The following is a 13,103-nucleotide window of genomic DNA, read 5'->3' as shown; positions in this document are numbered from 1 at the left end:
TTCTGTTTGCCTGAGAGAGGGTGTTATGAAAAAAGTAATACAAGTCATTGCCGCTTTGGCTATTCTGCTGGCTGTTTTCTGGGCGGGTATGCAATTTGAGCGTTTTCGCTATGAAGACGTGTGTCTGGATATGGGCGGCGGCAAAAATCCGGGAGACTTCCCGATCTGCGTGATTCAGCTTCCCTGATCGGGCTTGAATTGAGATAAGGTTGAACAAGGAAAAGTTTTTTTATCATCAAGGAACCAAACATGGATGTGATTGAGATTCAGGACATTTCGCCCTTGAAAACGACGTTAATTCAGCTGTTGCAAAACTGCGTGGATGACGGTGCATCGATCGGGTTTTTGCCTCCGCTAAGCGATGCGGAAGCTGAGGCGTACTGGCTTGGAGTGGCAGATGATATCGGTGACGGGCGTAAATTGTTTGTCGCCTGCGAGGGCGACTCCGTCATTGGCACAGTACAGCTTGCTTTGACGTCAAAGCGTAACGGATGCCACAGGGCAGAAGTGGAAAAGTTGATGGTCAATGCGGCTGCCCGTGGCAAAGGGGTTGGTAAAGCATTGATGATCAAGGCTGAGACATGCTGTCAGCAGTTGAATCGCAACCTGATTGTACTGGATACCCGTGAAGGAGATGTTGCTTCTTCCCTTTATCGTAAGCTGGGTTATACCGAGGCCGGACGAATCCCCGCTTTTGCCCTGAGTGCATCTGGTCAGTTTGATGCAACGATATTTTTCTATAAGCAGCTCCAATAGCGTTTTATGGCATTGGGGGCGTGGTTGTGAACCCTATTTTTGAGTTTGCCATGACAGGGTGCCAAAAGTGTGCATTCGGTATGCATCAGATTGTAATAACAGGTATTTGATCGAAAAAGTAAGATTTATGACTGGAGGAATACGGCGAAAGGCGCAGCAAACACTTTATCGGTTATCCCAAGATGGTATATTTTGGGTAATAGAGTGAGCCGTTAAATAAGTGCAGGAACTGTGACCATGCTAGTGCCAGAGAATCCCATTAACGAAGTTGAGCGTTTACAGTGCTTACGTTCCCTATCTTTGCTTGATACAGGTAGTGAAGAAAGGTTCGACCGGATTACCCGTTTGGCCAGGCGGCTTTTTAATGTGCCGGTAGCAACGGTGACACTGGTTGATAGTGACAGACAGTGGTTTAAATCCTGCTGTGGTGCTGAACTGAAAGAAACCAGCAGAGAGGTGTCATTTTGCGGACACGCAATCCTGGCCGATGGCCCGCTTATCGTTTCAGATGCATCGCAGGACAAACGATTTCATGATAATCCTTTGGTCATAGGGCCACCGCATATCCGATTTTATGCCGGTATTCCTTTGGTTTACGATAACAAATACAAACTGGGGACCTTGTGTATCTTTGATCATCAGCCCCACTCGATGGACAAAGATGAAGTCAGGGATCTGGTTGATCTGGCCAAAATGGCCGAGCAGGAATTGTCTGCTCTGCACGATGCAACCATTGATGAATTGACACAGATATCCAACCGACGTGGTTTCATCAAACTTGCGACCAGAAGTCTGGAAAACAGCCATCTCCATGGGACGCCTTTCTCACTGGCATTTTTCGATCTGAATAAGTTCAAAGAAATCAATGATAAGTTGGGTCATCAGGCCGGCGATGATGCGCTGAAGGATTTTGCCTTTTTGATCAGTCAGAGTTTTCGCTATTCAGACTTGTTTGCCCGAGTCGGCGGGGATGAGTTTGTTGTCTTGTATTCAGGGGTAGCGGAAGAAGAAGCACAGACGATGATTCAGCGTTTTCAGAAAACGGTGGATGAGTTCAACGTGCAGCAAAATCGCCCGTATCAGTTATCTTTCAGTGCCGGCGTTTATACGCTGCCTGCAGGTAAAATGATGAACCTGGACGAGATCCTGGCGAAAGCAGATTCCAGAATGTATCTCAGTAAGATGCAGTCCTGATGGCTTAAAAACAAACCCCAGCCGCTGAGACTGGGGTTTGTTGTGTTCTGTCACGATTATTTTTTCAATGTCTTCGGTGCAGTACTGCGACTGCGAATTGCTTTTTGTAAGCGCATCCGGCGCTCTGCCGCAGACTGATCCGGGTTATTGGTCCGGCCTTTGCGATCGCGATAAGATGCTTTGGTGTTCAGCTTCTCAATCAGTGCATCACGCTTAGCGGGTTCATAACCTTCCAGAATGACCCGGCGAATGCGTTGCTTGATGAGTTTTTCCACTTGCAGCAAAGTCAGTTCTTCTTCGCGGCTGACAAAGGAAATAGCATGGCCTTGCTGACCGGCACGACCGGTCCGGCCAATGCGGTGTACATAATCTTCGGCCAGAAACGGCATGTCATAGTTCACAACATGCGGTAACCCTTGAATATCCAGTCCGCGTGCCGCCACTTCCGTCGCTACCATCACCCGGGCTTTACCTGTTGTAAACTCTTCCAGTGCACGGCGACGCGCACTTTGTGCTTTATCACCATGGCAAAGAACGGCTTTGATACCGTCGAGTTTCAGCTCTGTCACCAGATCATTGGCGGTTTCTTTGTAATTGACAAACACCAGCACCTGCTGCCAGTTCTTTTTACCAATCAGCTCAGAAAGCAGCTCACGTTTGCGCTCTTCGTCAACAGGATAAACCACATGCGCCACGGTTTCTGCCGTGGAGTTTTCAGGCGTCACAGAAATACGTTTTGGCTTATTCGTGATGTCACCAGCCAGTTTGTTCATCATGCTGGAGAATGTTGCCGAGAACAGCATGGTTTGCGGATGGCCCTGAATGCCACTCATGATCGTGCGGATATCGCCAATGAAGCCCATGTCCAGCATACGGTCAGCTTCGTCAAACACCAGAAATTCCAGGTTCGTTAACGACAGATTACCTAAATCCAGGTGCTCAATTAAACGGCCCGGCGTGGCAACCAGAATATCGACGCCACTTTCCAGCTGCTTTTCCTGACTCGACATTTTCTTTCCGCCAAAAACAGCGGCAACACGCAATTCCAGATACTGGCTGTAATCTGAAATGTTGCGTGCAATCTGCTCTGCCAGTTCACGTGTCGGCGCAAGGATCAGCGCGCGCGTCGTAAAACTTTTTCTTGGCTTGGGGGTGTCGGCAATTTTCTGAATGATCGGCAGCGAAAAAGCGGCTGTTTTGCCCGTACCAGTCTGGGCATTTGCCACAATGTCCTCACCACGACGAGCAGCAGGGATCGCTTTTTGCTGAATGGGGGTCATTTTTTCATAACCACATTCATCCAAAGCGCGAACAATTTCCGGAGCAAAATTTTGTGAAGCAAATGACATGTTACATTCCTACAGACGGTATACCGAACGAAACGCTAAGCTGAGGATTCCGTTTGGTATGACTGACCAAAACCACGGATTATAGAGCAATAATCATAGCCTGTGGCAGATGATTTGAGCTTTAGCCGAAAAATTACGCAATAAAGACAGATATCCGGTCAGAAACAACCCGGGCTGAGCCCGGCTTGTGTCAGGAAAGAGAAGAGAGCAGCAGTGGCGGGTTGTCAGTAATGATGATATCGACGCCCCACTGATAAAACCGGGCAACTAATTCCGGTTTGTTCAGGGTCCAGATATGGAGATCCAGCCCGGCTTGTTTAATCGCGCTGGCCAGAGTTTCGTCCAGCAGCCGATAGTCCATATGGACGCTGAACAGTTCAAGCTTCTCTGCCAAAGCCATCAGATCTGACGGTACGCTGTCGCAGATCAACCCCCGGCGGATATGAGGCATCAATTGCTGGCAACAGGCGACAGCGTTCACGGAAAAACTCGACAGTATCAGCGATTCGGCAGGGAAACCATTGGCCGCAATGGTGTCGGCAACCTTGCTGACCAGTAACTCAGCTTCTTTTTCATCATGAACCTTAATTTCCAGGTTAAGGTTCAGATTGTTTGCCCGGCAGGCAGTGAGGGCTTCATCGAGCGTCAGAATGCGTTCGTTGGCAAAGTTGGTGCTAAACCAGCTACCGGCGTCAAGTGCTTTCAATTCAGCCAGATTCAGTTCACGGACATAACCACGACCGTTGGTGCAGCGGTTTACTTTTTTGTCGTGAAAGATGACCGGGATAAAATCCGCACAGAGTTGGGTATCCATTTCAACCCACTGAATCTGATGTTTAGCGGCTTCCTGCAAGCCTGCCAGGGTGTTTTCAGGAGCCAGCGCTGCGGCTCCGCGATGTCCGGAAATCATGTGTGATCAGTACCATCAAGAAAAAAGAGACAGGTAACGACTGTATCTGTGAATATGCCTCAGGATTATAACAGTTCAATGACGGTAAACGTCCAGGTGTTGTTCAGCGCTCAGTTGTCGCTGCTCCCACATAACTGCCGAGTTTGATGAAAAAGTGTTTGCTGCAACAGCTGCACTGGAATTTGTGGCTATTTTTGTTCAAAATTTTATCTAACATCGTTCGGCGAATACGCAGAGGAACACTTTTGCTTTTGCAATGTGGGCACATAATAAGAGTTGTTCGCTATGAGATCGTGAGCGTATTGTATGCTTCAAGCCAATCTGTTCAGTGATTTATGTCACAAATTATTGTTGCATATGCGGCAGAGTGTTATGCAAATGTTGAGTGTTATCCAAATGTCAGTTAGCTGAGGGTGAAATCTTGCTTTTGTGTTCGGAGAAGAAAAATGAAAGCTCGGTATGAGTGTGTTACCATTCGCCGACTTTTAACCGTGTCGCTGGCGGCGCTTCCTTGATTGACAGGGGGTGCAGCGATTTTCCGCTTCGCACGATGACGATAGATTGATGAGGAATTTAGTATGAAACTGACTGTGCTGGATCAGGCATTGTTTGACCACTTGTATCGTGACATTAGAGAGTTTCGTACTACGTTTGATCTGGACATTGAAAATCCATCGACGCTGAATGAGCAAATGGACCAGTTACATACCTCGCTGGCAGTAGAAGAACTGACAGAACTGGCGGAAGCCGATTCTCTGGTTGAGCAGGCCGATGCCATTGTGGACACTGTCTATGTCCTGATGGGTCGACTGGTACATCTGGGGAACAACAAGGTGCAGGACAATCTGGGTATCAGCTATATGATTGACCTGTTACTGCAAATTGCTAAACGACTGAATATCGATTTCGTGCCCTGCTGGGACGAAGTGCATGCCAGCAATATGAGCAAGGTGTGCCGTAACGAGCAGGAATTTTCGGAAACACAGGCGTTTTATGCCAAGCAGGGCGTAGAAATTACAGGGAACCAGAAAGGCGATTACATCATTGCTAAATGTGCCAAAGATGTTGAGCTGGAAGACAAAGTCATACGCCAAGGGAAAGTCCTGAAATCTGTGTATTATCGTCCCGCCGATCTGGTGACATTAGTAACTAACTAATTGCTGAGTTTCACCAGCGCTTGATCCCTGCCACATAGGCGGGGATTTTTCTGACTACTTTCGCTCACTGTCTTCGTACTGACGTAACAGCCCTTTACACTTTTCTTTTTTCTGACGAATTTCTGATTATGCCCCGATCGAATGCCACCGATTCCACCCATGCAGGTTCGCTGTCGCGACAGTTGTTTTCCATGACCTGGCCGATGATTTTCGGCGTCCTGTCGTTAATGAGCTTTCAGCTGGTCGACAGTGCCTTCATCGGGCAGCTGGGTGTGTTGCCTCTTGCTGCGCAGGGCTTCACGCTGCCGATACAGATGATCATTATCGGTCTTCAGGTTGGTCTGGGTATCGCCACGACTGCGGTGATCTCTCGGGTGCTCGGCAGTGGTGACGAGCAGCGTGCCAAGCAGTTAGGTGGCTTGGTTGTTCTGACCGGTGCGCTGATCGTTGTTGTCGTCGGGATTGCCATCTGGCTATTGAGAGGGCCAATCCTTTCATTGCTGAGCGCCCCGGATAATGTCCGGCCACTCATTGATACTTACTGGCCATACTGGCTGTGCAGCGCCTGGCTGGGTGCCATGGTCTATTTTGCCTACAGTTTGTGCCGGGCCAATGGCAACACTGTGTTACCCGGCATCATGATGGTGGTAACCAGTGTTCTGAATATGGTGCTGGATCCGCTCTTTATTTTCACCTTGGATCTGGGGCTTGCCGGTGCGGCAATGGCAACCATAGTGGCATTTGCTATCGGTATGCTGGTGATGTTTCCTGTCGTGATTAAACGGCACTGGATGTCGCTGAACTGGCAAGGCTTGCATGTCATGGCATCAATCAAAGAACTCCTCAACATTATGGCGCCCGCCATGCTCAGTCAACTGATGCCGCCGCTGGCTTCCATGCTGGCAACAAAACTGGTTGCCGGTTTCGGTGCTGCTGCCGTTGCCGCCTGGGCGTTAGGATCCCGGCTGGAATTCTTCTCTATTGTGGTGGTACTGGCGCTCACGATGTCTATGCCGCCCATGGTGGGCCGCTGTCTGGGCCGAAAGGACATGGCATCCATCACCGCACTGATACGGCTGGCGGTGAAATTTATTATGGTCTGGCAGCTCGCGCTCGCCGCGATTTTACTGCTGCTGTCTGTATGGCTGCCGTCTGTGTTAAGCAGTGATCCATCCGTCAGTCAGCTTCTCTCGGTTCATCTTCGCTGGGTGCCTGTTAGCCTTGGCCCGCTTGGGGTATGTATGCTGATGGTGTCGGTGAGTAACGCACTGGGGATGCCGATGCGGGCATTGGTGATTTCCTGTTTAAGGCTATTTGCCTGTTTCCTGCCGTTGATCTGGCTGGGTGCGCATTTTGGCGGAATAAAGGGCCTGTTTATCGGGGCGATGTTTGGTAATCTTGCCGCCGGATTGATGGCCTGGCTGTGTTTCCAGCAGGGCATGCATAAAGTGGTCGCGAAATTCACACCTGAGACCATGGCAGAGCAGAATTAATACCAATCTGGATCCGTCAGTGTTCAGATCATTGCGCAGGAAAAATCGCTGAGAACAAGGCATGGATTGCAGCTCGCTAGTGGTTCTAACGACAAAATCCAAAACGCAGTCATGAGCGGTTTTAACCAGCAAGAATGATCAAAGACTGATGTAGATTGGTATCAGTACAAAAGAAGACTTGGAGCGACAATGAACGGTAATTCCCCGCAGCAAAGGCACCGATTTAAGAGCATCAGTTATCAGGACATTGGGCAGGGGCCGGTGATCCTTCTGGGCCATGCTTACCTGTGGGACAGCACGATGTGGCAACATCAGACAACGGCGCTCAGTCAGTCTTTTCGTTGTATCGTGCCGGACTTCTGGGGGCACGGCGAATCCGGTGCCGCGCCGTCCGCCAGCGCGACACTGGCTGATTATGCCAGTTTAATCAATGAACTACTTGAACATCTTGGCATAGAGCAAGTGGGCATTGCTGGCCACTCGCTGGGCGGAAGCTGGGCGATCGAACTGGGTGTGCTTGCCCCGGCCAAAGTGAAGTCGCTGGCGCTGCTGGACAGTTTTGCCGGTCTGGAACCTGAAGTGGTGAACCTGAAATATCAGGCGCTGTTACGGGAGGCAGAATCCGCTCAGTCTTTCAGCCAGGCATTTATCGATTTCTTTACCCCTTTACAGTTCGGTCAGAATGCAGAACAGTACCGGCCTGAACTGGCTGCGCCGTTTCGTGCCCGTTTAGCGCAATATCAGGGCGATGCGGTCAGTGCACTGGCACAGGCCGGGCGTATGTGGTTTGGTCGCCGAGACAGTTTTGAAGATGCTGAAAACTTTGCGCTCCCATGCCTGCTGCTGGTGGGCGTACAGGACAGGATCCGTTCTGTGCTGGAATCGAATCTGATGCTCGATGGTGTCACAGGCAGCCGTCTTGAGCTGATTGCAGAGTCGGGCCATTTAACCCCCTGGAACAACCGGAAGAAGTCACAGGTCATTTGCTGCCTTTTTTCCGGCACACCATGGAATGATGCAAGCGTAATTGAGGGAATAAGATGCTAGGGATTGTGATCAGACTTTTTCCGCTGTGGGCTGTGCTGCTATCCGGTTATGCCTATGTTCAACCGGCTTTTTTTGTTGAGCTGAAATCCGCGATCGTACCTTTGCTGACATTTGTGATGTTAACCATGGGGCTGACGCTGAAAACGACGGACTTTCTGGCGGTCGTCCAGAACAAACGTGCGGTCAGTGTCGGTGTCCTGCTGCAGTTTACCGTTATGCCGCTGGTGGCTATCGTGCTGAGCCTGGCATTGGGGTTTAACCCTGAGCAAACCGTTGGCATGGTGCTGGTGGGCAGCGTTGCCGGTGGTACGGCATCCAATGTGATTTGCTATCTCGCCAAAGGAGATGTTGCACTATCCATTACCATGACGGCCATGTCGACCTTACTGGGTGTGTTTCTGACACCGCTGCTGACCGGTTCTCTGGCGGGCCTGAGCGTCGAAGTACCCATGATGGCAATGCTCTCCAGTCTGGTAAAAATGGTGCTGCTCCCTGTGCTGGGCGGGGTGGTGATCAATCATTTTGCAGCGGGTTTCACCCGTCGTCTGGTCCCTGTCTTGCCTTTGCTGTCTGTGGTTGCCATTGTCATGATTATTGCGATTGTGGTGGCACTTAACGCTGAAAGTCTGACGCAAATCGGGCCTGTGATTGCGCTGGCGGTGATTCTCCATAATGGGATTGGCCTGGCCGCCGGATATTATTCCTGCCGTCTGCTGGGATTCAATGAAACAGTCTGCCGTACGATTGCCATTGAAGTTGGTTTGCAAAACTCCGGTCTGGCGACGGCGCTGGCGATGAAATTCTTCTCCCCGGTGGCGGCGATACCCGGCACGCTGTTTTCAATCTGGCATAACATTTCAGGCTCCATGCTGGCGGCGTACTGGTCTAAAAAAGCCCCGGCGCAACGTGTGGATCCGCTAGCCAGCTGAACCGGCAGAGAACAGTAAAAAGCAGTCAGTGAGTATCACCGGCTGCTTTTTTTATTCAACCGCTTTTCTGTGACTTTATCCGACACAACGCCAAACGACGAGTGACGGTGTCACTGACATTCAATGAGAGTAAAGACATGCAATCAACCGTTCGTGCCCTGATGGTTCAGGGGACTACATCTGATGCAGGAAAAAGTGTGCTGGTTGCCGGATTGTGCCGGGTGCTGGCAAGAAAAGGCATTCAGGTCGCGCCGTTCAAACCACAAAACATGGCACTGAACAGTGCTGTCACCGCTGATGGCGGTGAGATTGGTCGCGCCCAGGCCGTTCAGGCCTTTGCCTGCGGAATTGAACCGACCGTGGATATGAATCCGGTATTGCTCAAACCGAACACGGACACTGCCGCTCAGGTGATCGTACAGGGCAGGGCTGTCGAGGACATGGATGCCATTGGCTTTCAGGGGTACAAGCAATTTGTGTTGCCCTCTATTCTGGAATCTTTCGCCCGCCTGCAGCAGCACTATGACACCGTGGTGATTGAAGGGGCCGGCAGTCCGGCTGAAGTCAATCTGCGCGAAAACGACGTTGCCAATATGGGCTTTGCCGAGCCGGCCGATGTGCCTGTCATTATTGTGGCCGACATCGATCGCGGCGGTGTTTTTGCGCATCTGTACGGCACGCTTGCACTTTTGTCTGAATCTGAGCAGGCCAGAGTAAAAGGTTTTGTCATTAACCGTTTTCGCGGCGACATCACTTTATTGCAATCCGGGCTTGACTGGCTGGAGCAGAAAACGGGCAAGCCTGTGCTGGGTGTATTGCCTTATCTGCATGGCCTGATGCTGGAAGCCGAAGATGCGATTTCTGTTCAGCAGGTGGCAAAAGTAGACAAACCCCTGCAGGTTGTGGTGCCTGTGTTCACCCGAATCAGTAATCACACTGATTTTGATGCCCTGCGAATGCACCCCCAGGTAAATGTTCACCTGATTGGTCAAGGGGAGCCGTTGCCGGCCGCGGATCTGATTATCCTGCCCGGCAGTAAAAGCGTACGCAGCGATTTAGCCTATCTGCGTGAGCAGGGCTGGGATCAGCAGATTGCCCGGCATATTCGCCTTGGCGGCAAGGTCATGGGGATTTGCGGCGGTTATCAGATGCTGGGCGAGTGGGTGTCCGACCCGCACGGCCTGGAAGGGGAACCGGGTCAGAGCCGCGGGTTAGGTTATTTGCCTGTGTCGACCGTGCTGGAGCCAGAAAAGCAGTTAAAACGTTCTCAGGGCATATTAGGTTTGCCTGGTCTGCCCTCGGTTGAGGTCAGCGGCTATGAAATTCACGCCGGGGTGACATCGGGTGTGACGCCGGACTCTGCACCGGTTCACTTACACACAGACAACGGACAGATTGCCGACGGCGCAATCGGAATCGATGGTCAGGTTTTCGGGACTTATTTACACGGCGTGTTTGATAAACCTTCAGCCTGCAGCGCTATTTTGAATTGGGCGGGTTTACCGGACTGCCGGACGCTAGACATGGATCAAATCAAAGCGGAAAACATCGAACGTCTGGCGGATGAAATCGAACAGCATCTCGATTTGGCTGCACTTTGGCCTGAATGGAAGCATTTGTTTCACAAGGCTTAATTTTTTTCTTAAAACGCAATCTGCTGCATAGCAATTGAAAGGCAGAGTATTTGAAGGGGATACAGGAAAAATGCCCGAAAATATCGTCTCACAGGTCTGTGTGGGCGAATGGCATGAAAATCAGGCTGAAAGTGTAAGAATACCGTTTGTCATTCATTTTCAATTAGCGTTTGCACATGCAGGATGAAGGCGATAAGTTAAATGCCTGTTGGAGTAGATGATCGGCCTGATACTGACCATATCAGGCCACGATATGTAATTGGAAGTAAGCAGTATGCACAAAACAGACGACGTAAGAATTAAAGAAATTAAAGAATTATTGCCACCAGTCGCCGTGCTGGAAAAATTTCCGGCCACTGAAAACGCATCGGAAACTGTCTATGAAGCGCGTAAAGCCATTCATAACATTTTAAATGATGAAGATGATCGCTTGCTGGTCGTGGTTGGTCCTTGTTCCATTCATGATACCAAAGCGGCGATTGAGTATGGCGCACGCCTGAAAACATTGCGTGACGAACTGAAAGATCGTCTGGAAATTGTGATGCGTGTCTACTTTGAAAAGCCACGTACCACAGTGGGCTGGAAAGGCTTGATTAACGACCCGTATATGGATGACAGCTTTCAGCTCAATGACGGCTTGCGTATGGGCCGTAAACTGCTGCTGGATTTGACCGATATGGGCATGCCGACAGCCGGTGAATTCCTGGATATGATCACGCCACAGTACATGGGTGATCTCATCAGTTGGGGCGCAATCGGTGCGCGTACCACTGAGTCCCAGGTTCATCGTGAACTGGCCTCAGGTTTGTCTTGTCCGGTGGGATTTAAAAACGGTACAGACGGCAATATCAAAATTGCCACGGATGCTATCGGTTCCGCCAGTGCGTCACACCATTTCCTGTCAGTCACTAAGTTCGGTCATTCCGCGATTGTATCGACGGCGGGTAATGAAGACTGCCACATCATTCTGCGCGGCGGTAAAGAGCCAAACTACAGTGCGGAGCATGTGAATGCGGTGGTTGATCAGCTGGAAAATGCGGGCCATCGCCAGAAAGTGATGATCGATTTCAGCCATGCCAACAGCCTGAAGCAGTACAAGCGCCAGGTTCTGGTTGCTGAAGATGTGGGTCAGCAGATTGCCAGTGGTAACAAAGCGATCTTCGGGGTGATGATTGAAAGTCATCTGGTTGAAGGTCGTCAGGATATTGTTGATGGCAAAGTAGCCACTTACGGCCAGAGCATCACAGATGCCTGTATTGGCTGGGAAGACACTGAAAGCGTGTTGCGTGAGCTGGCAGAGAAAGTCGAGCAGCGTCGTCAGAAATCATGATCTGATATCGGCGCCGGCACTCAGTGTCAGCGATGATTGAAAAAGCGAGAGTCTGACCGGGCTCTCGCTTTTTTTGCATTCAGGTATGGCGATTGAGGTGATATCAGCCGCCCTGACCGGGTGGGTACTGTGTGAACATTTCGCTGACCTGTTCCTGTATGAAGTTGTCTCTGGCTGTCGGGGTCATGCTTTCTGTCAGCTGGCGACGGGAAATAGAACGCCAGATGACTTTATTGGTTTTATTATCAATTAATTCAACGATCAGCTTACCATAGGTGTATTCACGGAACCTGACCGGGGCTGAATAGGCAATGCTGCTGTAACCGTACCCCACACCGAATCCGACTGAGGTACCGTAAGAATCAAAATCTGTCATTTCCCGGATGTACGGGTTCACTGTGATATCAGCTTTTGAGTCTGCTGTCAGTACCGGCTGTAAGCCTTTGTATCTTAATTCCCGTTTGATGGTGTCTTCCAGCCGCGCTTTATCAAGACTGACAATCGACGATTTTCCGGGTTCAGCAAACTGGAAGGTTTTGTATTGGCTGAAGTCTACGTTGGCATTGTAGTCAGTGGATACTTTGGCGCTGCACCCGCTCAGCAAAATCAGGACACTGGGAATAAATATCAGTAGTAAAGCTCTCATGCCATCTACCCTCGTTAGCTGATGGGATCCCGGTTGCTTTGAGTATAGCGTTTAGGCGGCTTCTATAATCAGTACATCTGAGAATGACATTTTTCATCCGGGAGCAGTAATGAAAGTCGCAGGTGGTTGTTTTGCTGTGCTAATCATTTTCGTTGCTGCGGGTAGCCGTCTGTTGGCGGAAAATCCTGTGACATCTGCGGCACCTGTGACAGAGGGGGCCGAGACAGACATTATCAGTTTGTCGGTTCACTTTATCGATCAGACCAGAGCAAGTAATGCCGAGTCAGACAAAGCAGAGCGAGTCGATCAGACAGAGATCCCCGGCCTTCTTTTTCATCCGCGTGACGGTTATGTGGCGTATGAGCGACTCTGGTGCTTGTCCGAAGATTTTTCAGTTGAAGATTACCAAGCGCGTATTGAGGCGTTTTGTCATCGTCAAAAGGGCCGTATGGCAGGGGAATGGTGTCAGGCGGCAGATGTACCGCTCTTCAGTGCTTCCATTGCCATAATGGGGCAAACGTGCAATCCGGCAGGTGAAACAGCGGTTGTCCATGTTTATCAGCCGATGACCAGCCCGGACTCGGCCGACTGGCAGCGATTTGCTGAGGTGATGGGCTATCAGGCTGTAAAGAAGTAGCGCCTGTGTGGCACCGGGCAG

At 50.4% G+C, this 13,103-nt stretch carries 13 protein-coding genes; 10 read left to right on the top strand and 3 right to left on the bottom strand.

The features are described 5' to 3' along the window. Positions 1-25 precede the first annotated feature (25 nt). The 3 genes from P4S53_RS02860 (at position 26) to P4S53_RS02850 (ending at position 1,950) form a co-directional block, all read left to right on the top strand. Positions 26-187: a hypothetical protein gene (locus P4S53_RS02860; RefSeq protein WP_337111296.1), complete on the top strand. Its 162-nt coding sequence runs from the start codon at positions 26-28 to the stop codon at positions 185-187. Between the two features lie 62 nt (positions 188-249). Next, positions 250-756 carry a GNAT family N-acetyltransferase gene (locus tag P4S53_RS02855; RefSeq protein ID WP_337111295.1) on the top strand — a complete coding sequence of 169 codons (507 nt, stop codon included), beginning with the start codon at positions 250-252 and terminating at the stop codon, positions 754-756. A gap of 237 nt (positions 757-993) precedes the next feature. Further along, on the top strand, positions 994-1,950 hold the full coding sequence (locus P4S53_RS02850; RefSeq protein ID WP_337111294.1) for a sensor domain-containing diguanylate cyclase: 957 nt from the start codon (positions 994-996) through the stop codon (positions 1,948-1,950). A gap of 56 nt (positions 1,951-2,006) precedes the next feature. Here the strand turns inward: P4S53_RS02850 and P4S53_RS02845 are convergent, their stop codons facing one another. Together P4S53_RS02845 and P4S53_RS02840 are read right to left on the bottom strand one after the other, a co-directional pair. Then, positions 2,007-3,299: a DEAD/DEAH box helicase gene (locus tag P4S53_RS02845; protein WP_337111293.1), complete on the bottom strand. Its 1,293-nt coding sequence runs from the start codon at positions 3,297-3,299 to the stop codon at positions 2,007-2,009. Between the two features lie 190 nt (positions 3,300-3,489). Beyond that, entirely contained in the window at positions 3,490-4,209 is a 720-nt protein-coding gene (locus P4S53_RS02840; RefSeq protein ID WP_337111292.1) for a glycerophosphodiester phosphodiesterase family protein, read from the bottom strand. A gap of 578 nt (positions 4,210-4,787) precedes the next feature. Here P4S53_RS02840 and P4S53_RS02835 point away from each other — a divergent pair. The 6 genes from P4S53_RS02835 to aroG all read left to right on the top strand — a co-directional run bounded on the left by P4S53_RS02835 (position 4,788) and on the right by aroG (position 11,799). Beyond that, the gene (locus P4S53_RS02835; protein WP_337111291.1) at positions 4,788-5,366 is read left to right on the top strand and encodes a nucleoside triphosphate pyrophosphohydrolase family protein; all 579 of its coding nucleotides are present in this window, start codon (positions 4,788-4,790) and stop codon (positions 5,364-5,366) included. Positions 5,367-5,494: 128 nt separating this feature from the next. Next, positions 5,495-6,859, top strand: coding sequence for an MATE family efflux transporter (locus P4S53_RS02830; RefSeq protein WP_337111290.1), 1,365 nt, complete (start codon positions 5,495-5,497; stop codon positions 6,857-6,859). 189 nt (positions 6,860-7,048) lie between these two features. After that, a complete protein-coding gene (locus P4S53_RS02825) occupies positions 7,049-7,906 on the top strand; it encodes an alpha/beta fold hydrolase (RefSeq protein ID WP_337111289.1) in 858 nt (285 codons plus the stop codon). Beyond that, complete coding sequence (locus P4S53_RS02820; protein ID WP_337111288.1) at positions 7,900-8,835, top strand: bile acid:sodium symporter family protein; 936 nt, start codon at positions 7,900-7,902, stop codon at positions 8,833-8,835. The genes P4S53_RS02825 and P4S53_RS02820 overlap by 7 nt, the downstream gene beginning before the upstream one ends. Positions 8,836-8,972: 137 nt before the next feature. Beyond that, positions 8,973-10,469, top strand: a complete 1,497-nt coding sequence (locus P4S53_RS02815) for a cobyric acid synthase (protein WP_337111287.1) — start codon at positions 8,973-8,975, stop codon at positions 10,467-10,469. Positions 10,470-10,743: 274 nt separating this feature from the next. Then, positions 10,744-11,799 carry a 3-deoxy-7-phosphoheptulonate synthase AroG gene (aroG, locus tag P4S53_RS02810; RefSeq protein WP_337111286.1) on the top strand — a complete coding sequence of 352 codons (1,056 nt, stop codon included), beginning with the start codon at positions 10,744-10,746 and terminating at the stop codon, positions 11,797-11,799. Between the two features lie 103 nt (positions 11,800-11,902). Here aroG and P4S53_RS02805 read toward each other — a convergent pair whose 3' ends face one another. Continuing rightward, positions 11,903-12,445: a DUF4136 domain-containing protein gene (locus P4S53_RS02805; RefSeq protein ID WP_337111285.1), complete on the bottom strand. Its 543-nt coding sequence runs from the start codon at positions 12,443-12,445 to the stop codon at positions 11,903-11,905. A 109-nt stretch (positions 12,446-12,554) separates the two neighbouring features. Here P4S53_RS02805 and P4S53_RS02800 point away from each other — a divergent pair, with 109 nt between their 5' ends. Further along, positions 12,555-13,082: a hypothetical protein gene (locus P4S53_RS02800; protein ID WP_337111284.1), complete on the top strand. Its 528-nt coding sequence runs from the start codon at positions 12,555-12,557 to the stop codon at positions 13,080-13,082. Positions 13,083-13,103: the final 21 nt, after the last annotated feature.

Origin of the sequence: Photobacterium sp. Hal280 (assembly GCF_037162255.1) — a bacterium.
Classification (GTDB): Bacteria; Pseudomonadota; Gammaproteobacteria; order Enterobacterales; family Vibrionaceae; genus Photobacterium.
Note: the sequence above shows the minus strand (reverse complement) of the source record. Positions and strands in the feature narration are given on the sequence as shown.

Bases quoted from the DNA above. Each gene is read 5' to 3' on its own strand.
- P4S53_RS02855 (WP_337111295.1), top strand. From the start codon at position 250: ATGGATGTGATTGAGATTCAGGACATTTCGCCCTTGAAAACGACGTTA.
- P4S53_RS02825 (WP_337111289.1), top strand. From the start codon at position 7,049: ATGAACGGTAATTCCCCGCAGCAAAGGCACCGATTTAAGAGCATCAGT.
- aroG (WP_337111286.1), top strand. From the start codon at position 10,744: ATGCACAAAACAGACGACGTAAGAATTAAAGAAATTAAAGAATTATTG.
- P4S53_RS02845 (WP_337111293.1), bottom strand. From the start codon at position 3,299: ATGTCATTTGCTTCACAAAATTTTGCTCCGGAAATTGTTCGCGCTTTG.
- P4S53_RS02835 (WP_337111291.1), top strand. From the start codon at position 4,788: ATGAAACTGACTGTGCTGGATCAGGCATTGTTTGACCACTTGTATCGT.
- P4S53_RS02800 (WP_337111284.1), top strand. From the start codon at position 12,555: ATGAAAGTCGCAGGTGGTTGTTTTGCTGTGCTAATCATTTTCGTTGCT.
- P4S53_RS02830 (WP_337111290.1), top strand. From the start codon at position 5,495: ATGCCCCGATCGAATGCCACCGATTCCACCCATGCAGGTTCGCTGTCG.
- P4S53_RS02840 (WP_337111292.1), bottom strand. From the start codon at position 4,209: ATGATTTCCGGACATCGCGGAGCCGCAGCGCTGGCTCCTGAAAACACC.
- P4S53_RS02820 (WP_337111288.1), top strand. From the start codon at position 7,900: ATGCTAGGGATTGTGATCAGACTTTTTCCGCTGTGGGCTGTGCTGCTA.
- P4S53_RS02850 (WP_337111294.1), top strand. From the start codon at position 994: ATGCTAGTGCCAGAGAATCCCATTAACGAAGTTGAGCGTTTACAGTGC.
- P4S53_RS02860 (WP_337111296.1), top strand. From the start codon at position 26: ATGAAAAAAGTAATACAAGTCATTGCCGCTTTGGCTATTCTGCTGGCT.
- P4S53_RS02805 (WP_337111285.1), bottom strand. From the start codon at position 12,445: ATGAGAGCTTTACTACTGATATTTATTCCCAGTGTCCTGATTTTGCTG.
- P4S53_RS02815 (WP_337111287.1), top strand. From the start codon at position 8,973: ATGCAATCAACCGTTCGTGCCCTGATGGTTCAGGGGACTACATCTGAT.